At 44.0% G+C, this 20,084-nt stretch carries 18 protein-coding genes and 1 pseudogene; 11 read left to right on the top strand and 8 right to left on the bottom strand.

Going from position 1 to position 20,084, the window contains the following annotated elements; all coding sequences use genetic code 11:
• Positions 1-206: pseudogene (locus tag IM676_RS01395) on the bottom strand (Uma2 family endonuclease); the annotation flags it as partial.
• Positions 207-411: 205 nt separating this feature from the next.
• Here IM676_RS01395 and petP point away from each other — a divergent pair.
• The 5 genes from petP to IM676_RS01420 all read left to right on the top strand — a co-directional run bounded on the left by petP (position 412) and on the right by IM676_RS01420 (position 3,687).
• The gene (petP, locus tag IM676_RS01400) at positions 412-603 is read left to right on the top strand and encodes a cytochrome b6f subunit PetP (RefSeq protein WP_200988648.1); all 192 of its coding nucleotides are present in this window, start codon (positions 412-414) and stop codon (positions 601-603) included.
• Positions 604-690: 87 nt separating this feature from the next.
• On the top strand, positions 691-1,791 hold the full coding sequence (locus IM676_RS01405; RefSeq protein WP_200988649.1) for a Get3/ArsA fold putative tail anchor-mediating ATPase NosAFP: 1,101 nt from the start codon (positions 691-693) through the stop codon (positions 1,789-1,791).
• A gap of 81 nt (positions 1,792-1,872) precedes the next feature.
• On the top strand, positions 1,873-2,913 hold the full coding sequence (gene chlG / locus IM676_RS01410) for a chlorophyll synthase ChlG (RefSeq protein WP_200988650.1): 1,041 nt from the start codon (positions 1,873-1,875) through the stop codon (positions 2,911-2,913).
• Between the two features lie 77 nt (positions 2,914-2,990).
• On the top strand, positions 2,991-3,278 hold the full coding sequence (locus tag IM676_RS01415; protein WP_200988651.1) for a hypothetical protein: 288 nt from the start codon (positions 2,991-2,993) through the stop codon (positions 3,276-3,278).
• A 40-nt stretch (positions 3,279-3,318) separates the two neighbouring features.
• Positions 3,319-3,687, top strand: coding sequence for a cupin domain-containing protein (locus IM676_RS01420; protein WP_200988652.1), 369 nt, complete (start codon positions 3,319-3,321; stop codon positions 3,685-3,687).
• A gap of 12 nt (positions 3,688-3,699) precedes the next feature.
• Here IM676_RS01420 and IM676_RS01425 read toward each other — a convergent pair whose 3' ends face one another.
• Both IM676_RS01425 and IM676_RS01430 read right to left on the bottom strand, forming a co-directional pair.
• Positions 3,700-4,506: an inositol monophosphatase family protein gene (locus IM676_RS01425; protein WP_200988653.1), complete on the bottom strand. Its 807-nt coding sequence runs from the start codon at positions 4,504-4,506 to the stop codon at positions 3,700-3,702.
• Between the two features lie 20 nt (positions 4,507-4,526).
• Complete coding sequence (locus IM676_RS01430; protein WP_200988654.1) at positions 4,527-5,996, bottom strand: BCD family MFS transporter; 1,470 nt, start codon at positions 5,994-5,996, stop codon at positions 4,527-4,529.
• A gap of 829 nt (positions 5,997-6,825) precedes the next feature.
• Between IM676_RS01430 and IM676_RS01435 the strand changes: the two genes are divergently transcribed.
• The gene (locus IM676_RS01435) at positions 6,826-7,776 is read left to right on the top strand and encodes an aldo/keto reductase (protein ID WP_200988655.1); all 951 of its coding nucleotides are present in this window, start codon (positions 6,826-6,828) and stop codon (positions 7,774-7,776) included.
• A 6-nt stretch (positions 7,777-7,782) separates the two neighbouring features.
• Here the strand turns inward: IM676_RS01435 and IM676_RS01440 are convergent, their stop codons facing one another.
• Both IM676_RS01440 and rimO read right to left on the bottom strand, forming a co-directional pair.
• Positions 7,783-9,297, bottom strand: coding sequence for a DEAD/DEAH box helicase (locus IM676_RS01440; protein WP_200988656.1), 1,515 nt, complete (start codon positions 9,295-9,297; stop codon positions 7,783-7,785).
• 189 nt (positions 9,298-9,486) lie between these two features.
• Positions 9,487-10,818, bottom strand: coding sequence for a 30S ribosomal protein S12 methylthiotransferase RimO (rimO, locus tag IM676_RS01445; protein WP_200988657.1), 1,332 nt, complete (start codon positions 10,816-10,818; stop codon positions 9,487-9,489).
• Between the two features lie 204 nt (positions 10,819-11,022).
• Between rimO and IM676_RS01450 the strand changes: the two genes are divergently transcribed.
• From IM676_RS01450 to IM676_RS01460, 3 genes are all read left to right on the top strand, one after another.
• Positions 11,023-11,211, top strand: coding sequence for a hypothetical protein (locus IM676_RS01450; protein WP_200988658.1), 189 nt, complete (start codon positions 11,023-11,025; stop codon positions 11,209-11,211).
• A 646-nt stretch (positions 11,212-11,857) separates the two neighbouring features.
• Positions 11,858-12,709, top strand: a complete 852-nt coding sequence (btpA, locus tag IM676_RS01455) for a photosystem I biogenesis protein BtpA (protein WP_200988659.1) — start codon at positions 11,858-11,860, stop codon at positions 12,707-12,709.
• An 89-nt stretch (positions 12,710-12,798) separates the two neighbouring features.
• On the top strand, positions 12,799-13,788 hold the full coding sequence (locus IM676_RS01460; protein ID WP_200988660.1) for a vitamin K epoxide reductase family protein: 990 nt from the start codon (positions 12,799-12,801) through the stop codon (positions 13,786-13,788).
• A 74-nt stretch (positions 13,789-13,862) separates the two neighbouring features.
• Here the strand turns inward: IM676_RS01460 and nadB are convergent, their stop codons facing one another.
• The 3 genes from nadB to IM676_RS01475 form a co-directional block, all read right to left on the bottom strand.
• Positions 13,863-15,545, bottom strand: a complete 1,683-nt coding sequence (gene nadB, locus IM676_RS01465) for an L-aspartate oxidase (protein ID WP_200988661.1) — start codon at positions 15,543-15,545, stop codon at positions 13,863-13,865.
• 131 nt (positions 15,546-15,676) lie between these two features.
• Complete coding sequence (gene psbU, locus IM676_RS01470; RefSeq protein WP_200988662.1) at positions 15,677-16,105, bottom strand: photosystem II complex extrinsic protein PsbU; 429 nt, start codon at positions 16,103-16,105, stop codon at positions 15,677-15,679.
• A 373-nt stretch (positions 16,106-16,478) separates the two neighbouring features.
• Positions 16,479-17,294, bottom strand: coding sequence for a DUF3120 domain-containing protein (locus IM676_RS01475; protein ID WP_404799813.1), 816 nt, complete (start codon positions 17,292-17,294; stop codon positions 16,479-16,481).
• A gap of 204 nt (positions 17,295-17,498) precedes the next feature.
• On the opposite strand from IM676_RS01475, the gene IM676_RS01480 reads away from it, so the two are divergent.
• Both IM676_RS01480 and IM676_RS01485 read left to right on the top strand, forming a co-directional pair.
• Positions 17,499-18,464 (top strand): undecaprenyl-diphosphate phosphatase, encoded by a 966-nt coding sequence (locus IM676_RS01480; protein WP_200988664.1) that lies wholly within the window; start codon positions 17,499-17,501, stop codon positions 18,462-18,464.
• Between the two features lie 26 nt (positions 18,465-18,490).
• Positions 18,491-19,816: a TIGR03279 family radical SAM protein gene (locus IM676_RS01485; protein ID WP_200988665.1), complete on the top strand. Its 1,326-nt coding sequence runs from the start codon at positions 18,491-18,493 to the stop codon at positions 19,814-19,816.
• Positions 19,817-20,084 lie beyond the last annotated feature (268 nt).

Here is a 20,084-nt window from a genome sequence, read left to right on the forward strand (position 1 = left end):
ACATCTGGGGCGACTCTGAGTTTAGGGAATCCCTGAACATAATAGAGAAATTGATCAGCCAAGACTGTGGCTTGTTGACCGGCGAGGTATTGTTTAATCACCTCTAGGGTAGTCAGAATTGCATACAGATGTATATAAGTTTCTGCCAAGGGTTCTCCGTCGGAACTAGGATATTCTATTTGGGGATTAACTACTGTGGTGGTCATGGCTACCTGCTACTCTGGTAGGTTGTTGGGGTCTATGCCTTGGGACCTCAGACATTCTTCCAATATATCAGATCCTTGTGGGTTGGGTTGTGACTTTTTATTGACCGTCAGTATGCAAACTCTTTTCCATCATGACCCAAATCTATTACCGCAGGGTCACTGATTCAGGTAAACTGAGACTTGGTTTATTGCATTGTGACTAAGTATGGAAATTGGACAAAAGGTAAAAGTTTTTCGTTTGCGCGATCGCGTGTCTGCTACTATTGCCAAAAAACTCGGACAAATCGGCATTATTCAAGGCTACAAAGTCGCTGATGGCTGTGGAATTGGTGTAGTGGTACTGTTTGACGACAATTCATCTACTTGGTTTTTTGAAGATGAAGTCAAACCAGTGTAATAGATAGAACTCAAAGCAGAAGCTAAGAGTATTTGCCTAGTGCTAAGTTGGAGTAGAACAGATTGCTGGGAAAAAGAGAATCAACTAATGTCCCTGATATTGACATTTTTGGGCAAAGGTGGTACAGAACGGACTAAGATTGCGATCGCCACCGCCAAGTTATTGGCAAACCAAGGTAAGCGGGTACTTCTAGCAGGGTTAACAGAACCAGTTTTACCTATCTTACTGGAGCAACCCATAACCCCTGACCCCCAGGAAATTGCCCCCAATTTACAGGTAGTGCAATTGAAATCCTCTGTATTGCTAGAACGCAGCTGGGAAGAGGTGAAAAAACTGGAGGCGCAATACCTCCGCACACCCATCTTCAAAGATGTTTATGGTCAAGAACTGGTAGTATTACCAGGGATGGACAGCGCCCTAGCCTTGAATGCGATCCGCGAATATGATGCCAGTGGCAAATATGACGCGATTATCTATGATGGCACCGGTGATTCTTTTACCTTGCGAATGTTGGGGATGCCAGAATCTCTGAGTTGGTATGTGCGGCGATTTCAGCAATTATTTGTGAACTCCGATTTAGGGAAAACGATTGCGGAATCGCCCTTAATTCAGCCGCTAATTAGCAGCTTTTTTAATGTCAACTGGACAGCAGATAACTTTGCTCTACCCACCAACCAGGTGAATAATTTCTTAGACAAGGGAAAAGCAGCTCTTGCAGATCCTCATCGCGTGGCGGCCTTCTTAGTGACTACACCAGACCCACTACAAGTAGCAACTGCTCGTTATTTGTGGGGTAGCGCTCAACAAATCGGTTTAACCGTGGGTGGTGTGATGGTGGTGTCACCCACAGATCAAGTCAACCTCTCGGAAGAATTTAGACCTCTGACGGTGAGCGTTGTTCCCGACTCTCCCACAGGGGAATGGCAACCTTTAATAGATGCTCTACCCAACTTTGTCGAACAAGCACTACAGGCTCCCAAACCCATTGAAATTGACACCCATAACCGTCAAGTCCGCCTATTCTTACCAGGATTTGACAAAAAGCAAGTCAAACTGACCCAATATGGCCCAGAAGTTACAGTGGAAGCAGGAGACCAACGGCGTAATCTCTTCCTACCCCCGTCCCTAACTGGTAGACAGGTAACAGGAGCCAAATTTCAGAATAATTATTTGATAATTTCTTTTTAAGTCCTGGGTACTGGGAATTGGGTCATCAAAACCATCTATTCCCCATTCCCTATTCCCTATTCCCATTCATAATTAAGTCTGATGTCAGAATCAACACCTATTAAACCTAATTCCCAGCCAGCAGAGGCTATAGATTCAGTTAAAGCCAACCAGGAAATGACAGCAGTTACTGACCGCAGTGCCAAAACTCGCCAGTTACTGGGTATGAAAGGCGCTGCACCGGGGGAAAAGTCCATCTGGAAAATCCGCTTACAACTGATGAAACCCATCACCTGGATTCCCCTGATTTGGGGGGTGGTCTGTGGTGCGGCCTCTGCGGGTAACTACACCTGGACCTGGGAAAATGTCTTGAAGGCGGCGGCTTGTATGTTGCTTTCGGGTCCTTTACTCGCAGGTTATACCCAAACTCTCAATGAATACTATGACCGGGAAATTGACGCGGTGAATGAACCCTACCGCCCCATTCCTTCTGGTGCTATTCCCTTACCCCAAGTCATTACCCAAATTTGGGTATTGTTAATCTCAGGAAATATCCTCGCCTTTGTACTAGATGTTTGGGCAGGTAATGAATTTCCCACCATTACAACTATAGCTATTCTGGGTTCTTTTATTGCTTATATTTATTCCGCACCACCATTAAAGCTCAAACAAAACGGTTGGTTAGGCGGTTATGCTCTTGGTGCTAGCTATATGGCTTTTCCTTGGTGTACGGGTCATGCGTTGTTTGGTGAACTGAATTGGAAAATTGTCGTTATCACTGTGGTCTACAGCTTGGCTGGTTTGGGTATTGCCATTGTTAATGATTTTAAGAGTGTGGAAGGCGATCGCCAGTTCGGATTAAAATCATTACCTGTGATGTTTGGTGTCACCAGAGCCGCTTGGGTCTGTGCAACCATGATTGATGTTTTTCAAGGGGTGATTGCAGTTTACCTGATCAGTATTCATGAAAACTTGTATGCCGCCATTTTACTGTTGTTAATCATCCCCCAAATCACCTTCCAGGATATGTATTTCCTGCGTGACCCTCTGAAAAATGACGTTAAATACCAAGCTAGCGCTCAACCCTTCCTAGTCTTGGGAATGCTGGTGGCTGGTATAGCTCTGGGTCATGCTGGCATTTAGTTTCTCTAGCTAGAGGAAAAAAATGATGAGTTAGGAGTTAATATACTTCTAACTCTTAATTTTGATCAGGAGTTACCGTGTTAGAGTTAATCAATCTTTGCATTCGGGCTATTCAACCATTATTAATCCCTATTTGCTTTGTTACCGCTTGGACTGTAATTACTCTGTTTGCTTGGAGTCTCTGGTCAGCAGCTCGAGATAGTGTGACCACAGCCAAACAAATGCATCAAATACCCTGCCCTAACTGCCAATTCTTTACCAATAATTACCGCCTAAAATGTACTGTACACCCATCTACTGCCAGTACAGAAGAGGCTATTGATTGTTCTGACTATCAACCAAAAACCAATCCCATGCTTTACTAAAACAGGCAAGGGAGAACCGCTGATGATAAAAAGCTGATTTATGCTAGTTCAAAACCTCAAAGACTGTCAAGAATTCATTGCCGGAGATAATACCATTCTCCGGGAACTACTACACCCTGATAAGCAACCCCTGGCATTAAGGTATAGTTTAGCTCATGCCACCTTACCAGTGGGGAAAACCTCTCAACCCCACTCCCTCACCACTTCAGAAGTGTATTATATTCTCAGTGGAGAGGGAGAAATGCACATTGATGATGAAACTCAAATAGTCAGTTCAGGAGACGCAGTCTATATTCCTCCCCATACCAGGCAATTTATCCGCAACTGTGGTGTGGAACCCTTGGTATTTATTTGTATTGTTGATCCAGCCTGGCGCAAAGAAGACGAGACAGTGTATGATAATACCTAAGACATCAGTTACTTAAAGTTTTAATTTTTCCTGAAATGGGGTAAATACCGGTACTAATTCCCGGCGACTGACAACCAGGGTAGGAAAAGAGCGATCGCTATAATCTTCCCCTGATGACAAAGGAAATGGCTCATCCTGGAGCGGTATCCAGCTAGCACCCGCAGCCTGAACAATCACCCAAGCCCCGGCGATGTCCCAAACCTTGGGTGTAGCTTCAATACCACCTAATGCAGCCCCTGTACCAACTGTGAGGAAATTATAGCTAGCTACACCCAGCATCCGAATTTTACAGGGAAAGTCAGTGGTAATCACGGAAGTGCTACGGGAACAAAGGTTAAAAAAGTGATTTTTAGTGGCTGTATCACTACTGCTATGGATAGGATGATGGTTGAGGAAAGCCCCTGAAGGTGTTGCTAATCCCGAGGAACCAGCCCAGAAACCATGAAAAGCTTGACCTAGTGGGGGGACGTAAACATAGCCAAAAATGGGTGTACCTCGATACAGCAGACCCATGGAAATTGACCAAATGGGAAGACCCCTAGTAAAGTTAGTTGTGCCATCCAAAGGGTCTATGACCCAGCACCACTCTGTATCGGGGAAAACTTTGTCACTCTCTTCGCTTAAAATACCATAACCGGAAAAATGAGAAGCGATCGCATCACAAATTTCCTGATCAGCCCATTTATCGGCTTGGGTGACTAAACTACCGTCAGCTTTTTGGGAAGCCTGGACTTTCCCAAAATCTTGCATGAGTTGCTTACCTACTCTGGTGGTAGTGGTTTCGGCAAAGTCGAGAATTGTTGTCCAAAAATCATTCATGAATTAATTCTTACCCATATTTAGTCTAAATCAGTTTCTAAAACCGAGGCGATCGCCTGTTTGGCATTGGTTTGAAATTCCCTGACATTGACGCGGTTGAGGAACCACACAGCCAGCAGCATTCCCAGTGCTTGGATTCCAAAAACTAAACTATAAGCCATTAATGTTTGTGAGAAAATTCCTTTCCCCAAATCCAACACAGCACCGCCACTCACAGTAGCCACACCGCGGGAAATTGCTTGTGCTAAACCCCAAGCGCCGATAAATGTCCCAGCTGTTTCTGCTGCGGTTAAATCTAACATTAAACTAATCGCCCCGGTTGTCGTCATACCAGAGGTGAGACCATAACAAAATAACGCCCCTTGCAGCAGTTTTTGATTGGCAGTAAATCCTGCTAAAATGATCAATACAAAGGAAAATGCCACCAAAAAACACCCCAACTTAGCAGTTTTTTGTTTACCTAAACGTGGTACAACTAGGAATCCTGTAGAACCCAGACCAATCAGCGTCCCTACTCCCGAATAAGCATTAAGTCTAGTAGTTTCCCCCACAGACATACCAAAAACTTCACCACCATAAGGTTCAAGCACAGGCTCTTGCATAAACAAACTGATGGTGAGAACCAACAAAAAGCTAAAAAATAAACCTGTTTGGCGACTAGCAGTCAGTACTTTTAGGGCTGTTTGCAGAGTAATTTTGTCTTCTCGTGCGATCGCAGTTGAACGCAAGACATAACGAGAATATTTTTTTTCCACATTGTATGTGGATAATACAGCTAAACCAAAAACCACAGCTGGGAGGATGAAAAATAGGCGGTTAATTGAGTTTTGTAATGCTGCTAACTGTTCAGGTTGACTGTACAGAGATGTTAAGGTTGTGTCTAACACTTGTGCCTCATTGCCAGGTGCTGGTAATAACACAGAACTGATAATTGCACCAATGACAATACCCACCATTAACATTGACCAGACAACACCCACTAATTGAGAGCGATTGTCTTCATCGGAAACATCTACTAACAAAGCCGCAAAGGGAGTAGAACTAGAACTCAAAGCCAATCCATAGAAGGCAAAAATCCCCGCTAGCAAAGCCACCCAACCATAGGTTGGTAATGTCCAACCCTGAGCATAAAAACTGGCTCCTAATTGCCAAGTTACTTGTACTGCTAAAAAAGATGTAGTGACGAATACAGCAGCGCCCAAGCAAATGTAACCGGTGCGATGATATCCTAATAAAGGTTTGGCATCAGACATTTGACCAAACCAGAGTCTGGCGGGTGCAACCAGTTGGTGCATGGCTATAGTTCCAGCTACCAAAGTGGCTGGAAGTGCTAATTCCTTAATCATAATTCGATTCAGCACCCCCAGAGTTAGAAGTGACATGATACCCAATCCCATTTGAAATAAGCCTAACCGAAACATGGTCAGTACACTAACTTTGGGTATAATCTGGGAGTTGGTTTGAGAATCAAATACTTCGCCGCTTGCCATAGCTATTTTTCAAGTTGGGTTACACAATTGAGAATGTCATAAACGATTTCATAATAGTTACTAAAAATATAGTCAAATATTTTTAGCTTGGTAAGGTCTAAACCTGACTGGGCTAACTACAAGCCTCTCTACTGAGTTTCCATCAAAGATAGAGTCCCCAGCTACCTTTCTTAATATATTTAGGGAACCATTCAAGTCTGCTGAATATATTTTCCCAGACTTAGAGGATGTTTAATAAGTTTTCAACAGGTAATTTTTATCTTAGGGAACAGGGAACACCGGAAGGAATAGGAAGGAATGGAGAACACACAAAAAACAATAAAATCCAGTCCCCTCCCCTTACAACTATCCATTACCCGGATCTTTCTTAACATTCGTGAGAGCGATCGCTCACAAACCCCCAAACCTTAATCCTCCGTTGATGATTCTCAATAAAATAAGGGTTGTATCAAGAAGAATAAGGTACCTTTTGTCAAGAGTAGGGAAATTTTCAAGGGTTGAAACCGTTGCCACATAAATGTTTCAAGATTGTTAACAAAGATGTGAGTAATGGATAGTCAGATGAAATTTTACCAATACAAGAACAATATTTTGCAGCAAACCAAGGATATAATCAAGTAAAAATTAAAGCTCAGTTTATAGGAACAAATTGCCAGGGAGGAGCTATAAAAGAGCTTGAAAAGTTGATTTCAATCATCGTTCACCTAAGAAAGTTCGTTTATGGACTCTTCAGAAATCCCCGGTTTTCTAAACCGGGGAAGCTTAAATTACCTGGAATGTGACGATAAACTAAAGAAGTAAAGAAATGTAAATAAAATAAGTATTCAACATGGAAAACATCACATTAGGACAAAATGGCCCGAGTGTTACACCCTTGTGTATTGGTACTTGGGCTTGGGGTGATAAACTTTTCTGGAATTATGGCAATGGCTACGGTACCCAAGAGTTGGAGGGGGCGTTTACAGCAGCATTGGATAGTGGCGTGACTTTCTTTGACACTGCTGAAGTTTATGGAATGGGACTCTCAGAAAAATTATTAGGCCAATTCATGCAAACAGCATCAAAACCGGTGCAAATAGCTACGAAATTTGGCCCTTTACCTTGGCGGTTTACAGGTCAGTCTGTTTCAGATGCTTTAACCGAGAGTCTCAAACGCTTACAACTAGAGCGCATTGAACTGTATCAAGTCCATTGGCCCTTTGCTTTCTTTTTAAGTCAAGAAAGTTTGATGAATACCCTAGCCGATGAAGTGAAGCAGGGTAGAATTGCTGCGGTGGGGGTAAGTAATTATTCAGCTACTCAAATGCGAGAAGCCCATCAAATATTAGCGGCGCGGGGAATACCTTTAGTGGTAAACCAAGTCCGCTACTCTTTATTGACCCGCCAAATTGAAAGTAATGGCATTTTAGCCACAGCCCGAGAATTGGGCGTGACTATTCTGGCTTACAGTCCCTTGGCCCAGGGATTGCTCACAGGTAAATACACACCTGAGCGGGGGGAAACTCCCAATGGTGTGAGGAAGATAGACCCGCGATTTAGTAAAGAAGGTTTAGAGAAAATTGCTCCTGTTATTTCTTTACTCCACAGTTTGGGAGAAAAGTATGGTCGCACTCCTGCCCAAGTAGCCCTCAATTGGTTAATTGCTCAAGGAAACATAATTCCTATTGCCGGGGTCAAGACTCCCGAACAGGTCAAACAAAATGCAGGCGCTTTGGGCTGGAGATTAAACACGGATGAAATCGGGCAACTAGAACAGGTCAGTCGTCCTTGGTTAAGTTAACCAAGCTTAGTCTCTGACTGCATTTGACGATGACACAGAAGAAGTGTCACGGCGAGTCCGCAGCTTGGGCTTAGGAGTGCTGTGTTTGACTTCGTCTCCACCATTGCTGTCTGATTTATTCCAGGAGGAACGGTTTCTGTCACCGGAATATTCTCCACTACGACGCTTGATTAACTTCGGCTTGGATGCGGGTGCATCATCTTGGGGATCTACCCCAGATTGCAACCAAGCCGGACGGGTTTGGTCATAAGCAATTTGTAATGCAGCCGCGGCGATCGCATGAGCATCATATTGTTCGAGTAGTTCGCTGACCATGGGCAAGAATGAAGCCAGGCGTTCGCCAGTTAAGGCTTCTTTGACTTGTTCTTGTAATTTCTGGATGTGTCGCGCTTCAATCTGCGCCCGTGTGGGAATGGAAAGCACTTGCCAATTTTGGCGATTGTGGCGCTCAAATGCCTGTTGTTTGCGGCGCTCAAAGGGCTGTACCAATGAAATTGCCGTACCTTCTTTACCAGCGCGACCAGTGCGACCAATGCGGTGAACATAGGTCTCGGCGCTATCTGGCAAATCGTAGTTAATTACATGGGAGAGCAGATCGACATCTAAACCCCGTGCTGCAATATCAGTAGCTACTACCCAACGTACTTGACGATTCCGGAATCGGGTCAATAATCGCTCCCGCGCTTGTTGAGACAAGTCGCCGTGGTATTCATCTACACTGTGGCCTGCTGCTTGTAGTAGATTCGTCAGTTCTGCGGCTGTCCGTCTGGTGCGCACAAAGATTAAAGCTGTTTCTGGATCTTCCATTTCCAGAATTGGCTGTAATGCTTTAGCTTTTGTCCAGTGGCGGGGGATAAGATAAGCAACTTGATTGATTTTGTTAGGTGTGGCTTTTGGCTGTTCCACAGTGACCGTCGCCGGGTTCCGCAGGAATTTGTTGACAATCATGCGAATTGATGGCGGCATAGTCGCTGAGAATAAGGCTGTTTGCCGCTCTTTGGGGGCTTGAGATAGGATCTTGATCACATCATCAATAAAGCCCATGCTCAACATTTCATCGGCTTCATCCAAGACGAACCACTTGACTTGATCGAGTTTGAGACAGCCCCTATCTAGTAAGTCAATCATCCGCCCTGGTGTGCCTACAACCATGTGAACACCACGTTTTAGTTGCATCATTTGGCGTTCAATAGATTGACCTCCATAAATTGCCAGAATACGCAATCCTTCGTTACCTGCGAATTGGTTGATGGCATCGTGAACTTGAATTGCTAACTCACGGGTTGGCGCCAATACCATCGCTTGTACGACTTTCTGATTTACATCTAGCTGCTCTAATATGGGCAGGGAAAATGCTGCTGTTTTGCCTGTTCCAGTTTGGGATTGACCCACTACATCCCTACCTGCTAGTAGTTGGGGTATGGCTTGGGTTTGAATATTAGTAGGTGTGGTAAACCCAATTTTTTCTAATTGCTCAACACGTTTTTGTGAAATACCTAATTCTTGGAACGAAAGAGTCATTAATTCTCCTAGATTTTGTTTTTTGGTTTTGGTTTAGTAAATCTGACGGCTGTTGTATTGGTTTGCCAGATTTAAAAAAGTGTGTGCCAGCCTCTTTTAGCTGAGGATGCTACGCGGTCAGCAGCGAGGGAGATTCTGCCAAGTTGAGAGCCTGCGCTCACGCACTGAGGTACTCAATCAAAGCTACCTCTACTGATTGTGGTAACTAGTGACAACTTCACCGTAGAGGTCATATGTATCGGCATCTTGAATCGCTACTGGTACGATGGTTCCCAATTTTGCCGCCCCATCGACATATATCTGACCATCGACTTCTGGGGAAAATCTACCTGAGCGACCTATGAGCTTTCCACTTTCCGGGTGTTCTTGTTCAATCAGGACATCAACTATTTTGCCGATTTCCTGTTGATTTTTTTTAGCTGCAATTGGCCCTTGCAGCGCCATTAATCTATGCCAGCGCTCATCCATCACCTCTTGGGGTAACTGATTGGCTAGGGTGTAAGCGGGTGTGCCTTCTTCTGGTGAAAAGGTAAATGCACCCACATGATCAAATTCGTGGCGCTCGATGAATTCTAGTAGATGCTCAAAATGTTCCTCTGTCTCTCCCGGGAAACCAACTATAAATGTTGTCCTGAGTACGGCATTTGGTAGGGCTGCTTTGATGCGTTCAATAATCCCATCATTTACCCGTCCTTGCCAGGGACGATTCATTGAGCGCAGAATATCTGGATGAGAATGTTGCAGGGGCAAGTCTAAATATGGTAGTACATTCTGGTTTTCTTGGATTGCCTCTATGACATCTGGGGTCAGCCCTGTGGGATATGCATAGTGCATTCTCACCCACGGTACATCCACTCTACCTAGAGCATGAAGTAATTCGGCTAACTTTGGTTTGCCATAGATATCTAAGCCGTAATTGGTGGTGATTTGGGAAATTAAAATAATTTCCTGCACTCCTTGACTGGCTAACTGCTCGGCTTCGGCAACTATAGATTCAATAGTACGCGATCGCTGCTTCCCTCGTAGATGGGGAATAATACAAAATGCACAACCATAATCACATCCTTCGGCTACTCGCAGGTAGGCAACCCCTTCTGTTGTCGTGCGATAACGCGGTGTGGTCTCGTCAGCGATGTAGGTTGGTTCTGGACTAACCTCTTTGACTTGCTCTCCTTGTTCTACACGCTCAATTACATTCACAATCTTGTGATAATCACCCGTACCTACTAGTGCTACTGCTTCCGGCAACTCTGTCAATAATGTTTCCTGGAAGTGTTGCGCCATACAGCCGGTAATCACAACTTTCTTCTTGGCCTCTGCCAGTTCTACTAAAGTTCTGACAGATTCTTGTCTTGCTGTTTCTATAAAACTACAAGTATTAACTATCACATAGTCTGCTAACTCTTCATTCGTATCTACACTATAGCCTGCTTCTACAAGCAGCCCTAGCATATGTTCTGTATCAATTCGATTTTTCTCGCAACCCAGGTGCGAAATGGCAATGGTTGGCTTTTCACCCATATTTTGAAAACATTTTCTGTTTTTTCTAGTCAGATTAACAAGCAGCGACGATTTTGCTGCTTGTGATATACACCTTCACAGAGTCAGGCGCTAGAACAACTGTTTCTCACTGCTAGCCACTGGCTGCGGGCACAGTGCCATAGGAGATTTTCCGGCCATGTTATTATATATGTACTACTTAGTCTATTTCCCAGGGTAGGTTAAGTGTCTTTAAGTATATTTGACACTTATATTTTTAACTTGTCTGTTGGTATTTTTAATTACCGCAGCGCCTCTGTTAATTTACCCGTCGGGAAGCCGCCCACAGGGCTGGTTTTGAAAAGTCGCTACCCTCAGGGAAACCGCGCTCTCTGGGTAGGTGATTGGGACCCAGGAGTACGAGACAACGCCTAATAAAGCAGTAAACTCACCCTAATGGTCAGGCTTTGCCAACGATGGTGCGTGGGCGAGGCAGATAAACCAGGGGAAGTTGCTTTGCGTCTTGTGAGTGGCAAACTCCTCTTCTAGCCTATTTTTATCTTAACATATCTTAGAGGAGGTTTTACGATAATTTCCAACCTAGGGAAGAGGTAGTAAGACAACCAACTCAAAACACACTTGACTAGTTAGTTAAAAGTCAAGAGGAGCCAGCTCCCTGAGCGGCTTGGTGTGGACTTCAGGTGACTGGGGTTCAATAATCAACAGTCAAACAATTTCGGATTTGAGATTTGGGATTTTAGATTGACTGCATCCAAAAGAGGATACAGGTTAAGGAGAGGAGATTTTCCTTTTCCTATGACTCTCCGACTAAGACAGTGTGAGCTTGACTCTGGTCAAGGTAGACAGTAGTAGAAACGTTGAGGATTTGAGGTTGATGCTGCTCAATATTGGCCTGGCACACAGAACCACAGAATTTTCTTTGGTCTTTTTTTAGATGGACAAATCCAAAACTCACAGAATCAAAAATCTGAAATTGGCACAGTCAAACAAATTATAGACTCCAGACTGGTGGACTCTAGACCCCGCAAAGCGCCCCAAATATTAGGTATAAAACTAAGACGTGGACTTATATCAGCTATTTAAAACTCGAACACCAATTATTGGCGTGGTTCATCTACTTCCACTGCCCACCTCACCCCGTTGGGGAGGTAATCTCAAAGCGGTAATTCAGCGTGCCGAACAAGAAGCAGCAGCCCTGGCCAGTGGCGGGGTGGACGGCATTATTGTGGAAAACTTTTTTGACGCGCCGTTTACCAAAAACCAGGTTGATCCAGCTGTTGTCAGTGCTATGACTGTGGTGGTACAAAGAATCAAAAATTTGGTGACATTGCCCATTGGTTTAAATGTTTTACGCAATGATGGCAAAAGTGCAATGGCGATCGCTTACGCTACCCAAGCACAATTCATCCGGGTGAATGTATTGACAGGAGTGATGGCCACTGATCAAGGATTAATTGAAGGTGAAGCTCATCAATTACTGCGTTATCGCCGAGAATTAGGCTGTGATGTCAAAATTTTAGCTGATGTTTTGGTGAAGCACGCCCGCCCTTTGGGTTCCCCTAATCTCACTGTGGCTGTGAAGGATACTATTGAAAGAGGTTTAGCAGATGGGGTAATTTTGTCTGGCTGGGCTACTGGTAGTCCTCCTAACCAGGAAGATTTGGAACTAGCTCGTGGTGCGGCTAATGGGACTCCTGTCTTTATAGGTAGTGGTGCTAACTGGGAAAATATTGCTACTCTGATGCAGGCTGCTAATGGTGTGATTGTTTCCAGTTCCCTCAAGCGCCACGGTCGCATTGAGCAACCAATTGACCCGACTCGCGTCAGTCAATTTGTGGAAGCTGCCCATAGTCATTGGCATCCCAATGTCAATATTCAATCTATTTCTGGAGCTGTAAAAATCCATTCTTAGGCAATCCGATAGCTGGCGTCGCGCAGCCATAAAGATGGGAAGGGAAGTATTTCCGCCTATTGATGACTAAATAACACCCGAAGTAAAATATGATTCGCCGCCGTTCTACTCCTTGGATTCATCAATGGTCGCGTCCATTAATGGCCGCGATCGCTGGATTTGGGGCTTTAACCACAGGTTATATCACCATAGAAAAATTAACCGGAGGTAGTGCAGCTTGTGTGGCCCAAGCTGGAGCTAAAGGCTGTAATGATGTCCTTTCTAGTCCTTGGGCAACCATCCCCATTTTTAACCAGTCCTTACCCTTAGCCTTATTTGGGCTTTTAGCCTATGTGGGTATGGTGATTTTGGCTGTTACTCCCTTAGTTGGGAAACCAAGTGATAAAAATAGTTTAAAACAATTGGAAACCTCTACCGGGTGGTTGCTGTTGATCGGGGCGATCGCTATGTCGGTTTTCAGTGGCTATTTAATGTATCTACTGGTATTCCAAATCCAAGCCGTTTGTTATTACTGTATTGCCTCAGCTGTCTTCTCTGTGAGTCTTTTAGTTTTGAGCATTATCGGTCGTCCTTGGGAAGACATGGGGCAAATTTTCTTTACTGCTATTATTGTGGCCATGATCACACTCATTGGTACTTTAGGGGTCTATGCTGGGGTGAACTCTTCAGGGACAACTACTGGAGAATCCCAAAGAATTAGCTTTAGACCCCAATTCAATGCCGACCCAGCTTTTGGTTGGGAAATCACCACCACATCTGGTGAGGCAGAAATTCAACTAGCAAGACATCTCACAACCATAGATGCTAAGGAGTATGTTGCCTATTGGTGTCCTCACTGCCATGAACAAAAACTACTTTTTGGTAAAGAAGCTTACAAGATTCTGCAAGATAATCATACTATGGTCGAGTGTGCAGCTGATAGCCCTAAAGGTAAACCGGAAGTGTGTCAAGCAGCCAACATTAAGGGCTTTCCCACTTGGATAATTAATGGTCAAGTCTATAGCGGGGTACAAAACCTCGACGAACTGGCTAGAATTTCTGGCTACACTGGACCTAGGAACTTTCGGTATTTTCGGTGATTGATGGCGGTTGGCTTGTATCCCACTCCTTTGGTCAACAAGAATGTTGACTTTTTTTTTGCGAAAATGACTAATTAATTTTTCCAAATCAGAGGTTTTTCCCCTTGGCCTTTTTGTACCAGAGTATGGACTTGCCAGTTAGGGTCTGGTTGAGGATAGTCTAGCCGGTAGTGTCCCCCCCGGCTTTCAGTTCTAAAGGTGGCACTTTTGAGAATGAGATGGGCTATATCTAATAAATTCCGGGTTTCTGCCCAAAGTCGCAATTCTGGTTCCACATCATCTGTGATGTTAAAACTGACCGATTCATTGGGACTTAAAGAAAGTAAGAATTGACTCAAAGGCAAAGCGGCAAAATCCTGTTGCCAAGATTCTATTGTGGCAATTGCCGATTCTAAACCTGACTGTTCCCGACAAATGCCGGCACTTTGCCACAGCAAAGCTGGTAAATTGCCTCTAAGTGTTTCTAGATGGGTTTTTTGGCTTTGCCATTCATTGATATCGGCGCTGAATTCTCGGACTCGGACCATTGGTACTTCTGAAGATGGTGTCATATCTTGGAGATCAATATTTGCCATCTGCGCTCCGAAAACAATACATTCTAGTAGGGAGTTACTCGCCAAACGGTTCGCCCCATGTACTCCTGTACTGGCATTTTCACCCACGGCGTATAAACCCGGAATGTTGGTACGATTCATGAGGTCGGTAAGGATACCACCCATCCAATAATGGGCTGCTGGGGCTACAGGAATGGGTTGATGGAAGACATCAATTCCCCAATATTGACAAACTTTAACGATATTAGGAAAGCGATGACGAATTTTTTCAGGAGATATGGGGCGCATATCTAACCAGACGTGGGCGGTAGCAAGATCAACGGCGGTGTGTTTAAGATGGCTAAAAATAGCTCTACTAACTACATCTCTGGGTGCTAGTTCACCCGCAGGATGATAATCAAAAGCAAAACGCCGCCCAGTGTCATCAACCAGGTGTGCGCCTTCGCCACGTACAGCTTCACTAATCAGAAAGTGGTCTGCACCTGGTAAGGTGAGGGAGGTAGGATGAAATTGCACAAATTCTAAGTCTCGCAGAATCGCACCCGCTCGATAGGCCATGGCTACCCCATCCCCTGTACTGACTGCTGGGTTAGTAGTTTGGGCAAACACTTGGCCACCACCGCCGGTGGCTAAAACTACAGCGGAGCTGCTGATAGGGATGATTTTGCCTTGATAGAATAGGCTAATTCCCTGACACCTCCCGGTTTGGGGTTCGAGCCACAAATTCAAAGCCAAAGCTTGCTGGATCACCTCAATGTTTTGGCGGCGCAATACTTGTGCTGTCAGGGTCGTGGTGACTTCCCTACCTGTACTATCGGCGGTATGGAGAACCCGGGGATGAGAATGGGCGGCTTCTAAGGTTAAAGCTAATGCTTGACCGTTACGGTCAAAAGCTACTCCCAATTTAACTAGGGATTGAATACAGTCACTTGCTCTTTGGGCTAGGAATTCTACGACTGTGGGGTCGCACAAGCCCGCACCTGCGTGTAATGTATCCTGAATGTGTAATGAAGGCGAATCCTCTGGGGCGATCGCCGCCGCAATACCGCCTTGGGCCCAATCGCTGGCGGATAAAGAGACGGTTTCTTTGGTAATCAAGCCAACTCGCAATTTCTCCGGTAGACACAGTGCTGTGTATAGTCCAGCAGCACCAGCACCAACTACTAAAACATCAAATTGGCTAGGAATATCTGTTTGCAGCAAAGTCTAATTTGGGTAGCGGGGGCTTTCAATTAGGGTGTTGTGGGATGGGTAGTTTGTTGCTATCTCCCATGGTGAGAAAAGCCTAGGGCTTTTCTCACCATATTTATGATGAATGTTAACTGTTGAGACAGTTATCTGTAGATACCGTTGTTAAAGCGATCGTCTCCGGCGTTGAAGATGGTTTCTAATTCGGTGACTGTAAAGTTTTCTAGATTGGCTTGTAAAAGTTCTTTTTGGCGATCGCTTAATCCGGGAATATTCAAGACATCTTCTACCTTTTCATAGGGAGCATTAAGTACAATTTTTTTGGCTAGGGTGGGGTACAGGCCTGGATACTGTTGAAATGCTCGCACGTTGGTATTATTCAAATCAACTTTTTGACCAAATTCTGTGCCTAACTTGGCATCTGCTCTATTCTGCCGTGTAATTGCCAAAACTGCCACTGGACTAAATGTCACACTGTTGATATTTGCAGCTGCGGCTATCTGAGTTGTTCCCAGCCATCCCCATGAGCCGACTACTAAGCTAAATACTGTTAATAAACGCACCAATGTTTTCACAATTTTTCTCCCTCGTTCCATCAAACTAAAATAATCATGATTTGCCAAATGCTATTAACTATAAGCTGAATTCAGGCCTAAGATGTCAAGCATAGCGTTGAAGACTGTTGAGCTGCTCATCTTTTCCTGGTTCACCCCTACCTCCCACCCCATCCTATCTTCAGGGAAGGGCAGATTGGGGATTGGTGGCTCAAAGCTTCCTATTCAGCACTTAGCAGTCATCAAAAACTAATATACAGCGTAATAATACCCCCCAATATTTGCTGCTACTGGGATGGGTCTGATGTTTACAAAAATTTATCTATATCCCTGGGTTTTTGGGAATACCTGTAAATAAGTTATTTTCTATACTAGTAACACCAGGCTTGATTTTTTAAGCCCTAGTTGCAGCTATTAAGAAAAGGCTATCTACCAAAATTGTACTTAAGACTGCGCCGCTAAAGGCGTACCAATGTTTTGATTTTGTACGTAAGGGTAAAACTCCTGCGGTCAATAGCAGTATCAACCCTATTACTGCCCAAATTTGTCCCCAGGGGGTTTGTACTTGGATTAAAGCATTTTGTAAGATTGGTGACACATTATTTGGCTCTACTTGCATAATTTGCCGCCAATATGGCATCAAATCTACTATATAAAAATATACATCTGTCAAGACTGTACCGAGTAAAGAACCTAAATAAAACCAGTTACCAATTGGCCCCCACTTCTTGATGAGACACCAAGCAGCAAATGGTAAACCAATAGATTCCACTGGTAAATGCCATAGGGGTTCCCAACGTAACCAACCCCAGTAAATAGCTCCTGCTAGCCAACTCCAGCTAAACCCAAACAGGAGGTCTCCCCAAATATAAGTTTGTTGACGGGACATTAAGTTAAAACTCAGCCATACCCAAAATCCGGTGAGGGCGACACTGAGCACTGGTAGCGATCGCACTAATGGTGCTTCTATAAATACTGGTACTGATACCAAAAACACAGCCGCAGCCAATACTAACCAAGTTTGTCCCCTCACCGTAGTTCTGGTTAGGGAAGCAGATAAGCAAAGTGTAGATTCTAACTTATTAATCCTCTTCTGCCCATAGGTGGCGTGGGGTAGCCATAGGTCAGTACAAGGTAAATCACTATTTATAGGAGTCTGGGTAGTAGCTGGTGTGGCGCAGCCATAGGAAGACAAGCTATTATTCATCAAAGTTTTTAATATTTGTTACTAAACTTTATGTTAATTAAGATATCACACCGGGTAATGCCCTGGGGGGGGATTTTTAGTTTACCTAATTTTTGCATAAATTGACTAGCAGCAGGGTAAACTGTGCTGATGAGTTTTTCCTGGTAAGTAGCTCTAAAAGATGTTTTTATAATTGGTTCTAGCTCTGGGCTATTAGAAATAAATTAAATGGCTTTATCAAAACGTCAATGGTTCCTATTCCTCAGTACTGCATCTGCTATTTTGTCAGTTGCAGTATTTCCAGCAAAGGTTTTAAGTACCCAAACTCTCCCAGAGTTAGGGGAAGTACAACCAGAAATGAATATCTTACAAGCGATTTTTCTGGGCTTTGTCCAGGGAATGACTGAATTTATCCCCATCAGCAGTTCAGCACATTTAAAAGTTGTACCTGTAGTACTGGGTTGGGGGGATCCAGGGGTAGCTTTTACTGCGATTATTCAGTTAGGTAGTATTGTGGCTGTGCTGTGGTATTTCTGGGGTGATATTACCCAAATTATCAAGGGAGCAACAAAAGCGATCGCCCTCAAAGACTACCAAAGCCATGACTTCAAGCTATTTGTGGGGATTAGTTTGGGAACAGTCCCGATTGTGTTCTTGGGACTGTTAATTAAATTATTAATCCCAGACTACGATAATTCACCGCTGAGAAGTCTAACAGCGATCGCCATTGCCTCTATATCCATGTCCCTACTATTGGGAATAGCAGAAAAACTGGGTAAACGTCAACGTGACTTTGAGCATCTCACCATGAAAGATGGGTTATGGATGGGTTTAGTTCAATGCTTGGCCTTAATCCCTGGGGTATCTCGTTCAGGTTCCACAATCACCGGGGGACTATTTATCAACTTAGAACGGGATACAGCTGCAAGATTTTCGTTTTTGCTGGGAATTCCCGCCATTACCCTAGCAGGATTAGTGGAGTTGAAAGATTTTTTAGAAGTGGGTGTAGGTAATGTGGGTATGCTTCCTATGGTTGTCGGAGTCATTTCATCTGGGATATTTTCATATATAGCGATCGCTGGGTTGATACAATTCCTCAAGACCCAAAGCACCTGGGTATTTATTTGGTATCGTCTTGTCTTTGGTGTAGCAATCTTGGGTGCGATTAGCGCCGGATTGTTGAACAATAGTTGATATTCATTGGTTCCGGGTTTCTCATCATGTCTACCATCCGTCCCGCTCAAATCACCAGAGTATTACCCGATTCTATAGGCGCAGAAATTGGCTTTGAAGCGGGGGATGCTATAGTTGCCATCAATGGCATAAAACCCCGTGATTTAATTGATTATCAGTTTCTCTGCGCTGACGAAGTGCTAGAACTAGAAGTTTTAGACCCATCTGGAAAAACTCATCACATTGAAATAGAAAAAGATTACGATGAAGACTTGGGACTAGAGTTTGAAACTGCTCTATTTGACGGTTTAATTCAATGTAATAACCGTTGTCCCTTTTGCTTTATTGACCAGCAACCACCCGGTAAGCGTTCCAGCTTGTACTTAAAAGACGATGATTACCGTCTGAGCTTTTTATATGGTTCCTACTTAACCCTGACCAATTTACCCGAAAGAGAATGGCTGCGGATTGAACAAATGCGCCTGTCTCCCTTGTTCGTTTCTGTTCATGCTACGGAACCGGAAATCAGAATTAGACTGCTAAAAAATCAACGTGCAGGGCAAATCTTACAACAAATTAAATGGTTTCAAGAGCGCAGACTACAAATTCATGCTCAAGTAGTTGTTTGTCCTGGGATCAATGATGGTCAACACCTAGAACAAACCCTGAAAGACTTAGCATTATTTCATACTGGAGAATTACCCGCTGTGGCATCAGTAGCAGTAGTTCCCCTAGGTTTGACCCGGTTTCGCCCAGCAGAAGATGAGCTGATACCAGTAACAAGGGAAAAGGCTCAAGAAGTTATTTCCCAAGTCAAAACCATGTCCCAGAAATTTCGCCAACAATTGGGTTCCGGTTTTGCTTGGTTAGCAGATGAGTGGTTTTTGATTGCGGGTGAGGAATTACCCAGCGCAGCGGAATATGAAGAATATCCGCAGATTGATAACGGTGTGGGTTCCATTCGTTTATTTATTCAGCAATTTGCATCTACCGCAGCGGAGTTATTACCATCAAAGCTAGATGAGCCAAAAAAATTGACTTGGGTGGTGGGTAATGCTGTGGAACAAGCATTCCAACCGATTTTACAACGCCTAAATGCTGTTGAGGGTTTAGAACTCAAGATGGAGGCTTTAGCGAGTGATTACTGGGGACAAAATATTACTGTCACTGGGTTAATTACGGGTCATGACCTAGTTTTAAATCTCCGAGGAAAGGATTTAGGAGATGGAATTTTATTACCAAAGGTGATGTTAAAACATGGAGAATTAATATTTTTAGATGATATGACTGTTCCGGAGGTGGCTGAAAAATTGAATACACAAATTCTGCCAGTTGCTGGGGTTGAGGAATTAATCCATACTTGTATTAATTAATTGACACAAGAATTGTAGTTGAGCGATCGCCTTTGATCACCCCACGACATCACCAATTATACTAGTTCAAAAATCTTAACAACTCACTGATAGACCCGCTGTGACTGTATTGCGGTGCAGATTTGCCTATTACTTTCGATTATAGCGATTTGAGTAGTTATACTCAACCTAATACCGTTGGTGATGGGGGTAATATTAGTCTGAGAGGATGTTTGTCAAGTCAAGAAAAGCTCAAGTAACGATATTCTGTCAGTAGATAAAAAAGAGA

It is taken from the genome of Anabaenopsis elenkinii CCIBt3563, assembly GCF_015245355.1.
Lineage (GTDB): Bacteria > Cyanobacteriota > Cyanobacteriia > Cyanobacteriales > Nostocaceae > Anabaenopsis > Anabaenopsis elenkinii.

What these genes read in the sequence shown, in the direction of transcription:
- chlG (WP_200988650.1), top strand. Translation starts at nt 1,873, where the DNA reads ATGTCAGAATCAACACCTATTAAACCTAATTCCCAGCCAGCAGAGGCT.
- IM676_RS01425 (WP_200988653.1), bottom strand. Translation starts at nt 4,506, where the DNA reads ATGAATGATTTTTGGACAACAATTCTCGACTTTGCCGAAACCACTACC.
- IM676_RS01430 (WP_200988654.1), bottom strand. Translation starts at nt 5,996, where the DNA reads ATGGCAAGCGGCGAAGTATTTGATTCTCAAACCAACTCCCAGATTATA.
- IM676_RS01440 (WP_200988656.1), bottom strand. Translation starts at nt 9,297, where the DNA reads ATGACTCTTTCGTTCCAAGAATTAGGTATTTCACAAAAACGTGTTGAG.
- petP (WP_200988648.1), top strand. Translation starts at nt 412, where the DNA reads ATGGAAATTGGACAAAAGGTAAAAGTTTTTCGTTTGCGCGATCGCGTG.
- IM676_RS01405 (WP_200988649.1), top strand. Translation starts at nt 691, where the DNA reads ATGTCCCTGATATTGACATTTTTGGGCAAAGGTGGTACAGAACGGACT.
- rimO (WP_200988657.1), bottom strand. Translation starts at nt 10,818, where the DNA reads ATGGGTGAAAAGCCAACCATTGCCATTTCGCACCTGGGTTGCGAGAAA.
- IM676_RS01420 (WP_200988652.1), top strand. Translation starts at nt 3,319, where the DNA reads ATGCTAGTTCAAAACCTCAAAGACTGTCAAGAATTCATTGCCGGAGAT.
- IM676_RS01435 (WP_200988655.1), top strand. Translation starts at nt 6,826, where the DNA reads ATGGAAAACATCACATTAGGACAAAATGGCCCGAGTGTTACACCCTTG.
- IM676_RS01480 (WP_200988664.1), top strand. Translation starts at nt 17,499, where the DNA reads ATGGCTTTATCAAAACGTCAATGGTTCCTATTCCTCAGTACTGCATCT.
- IM676_RS01460 (WP_200988660.1), top strand. Translation starts at nt 12,799, where the DNA reads ATGATTCGCCGCCGTTCTACTCCTTGGATTCATCAATGGTCGCGTCCA.
- IM676_RS01485 (WP_200988665.1), top strand. Translation starts at nt 18,491, where the DNA reads ATGTCTACCATCCGTCCCGCTCAAATCACCAGAGTATTACCCGATTCT.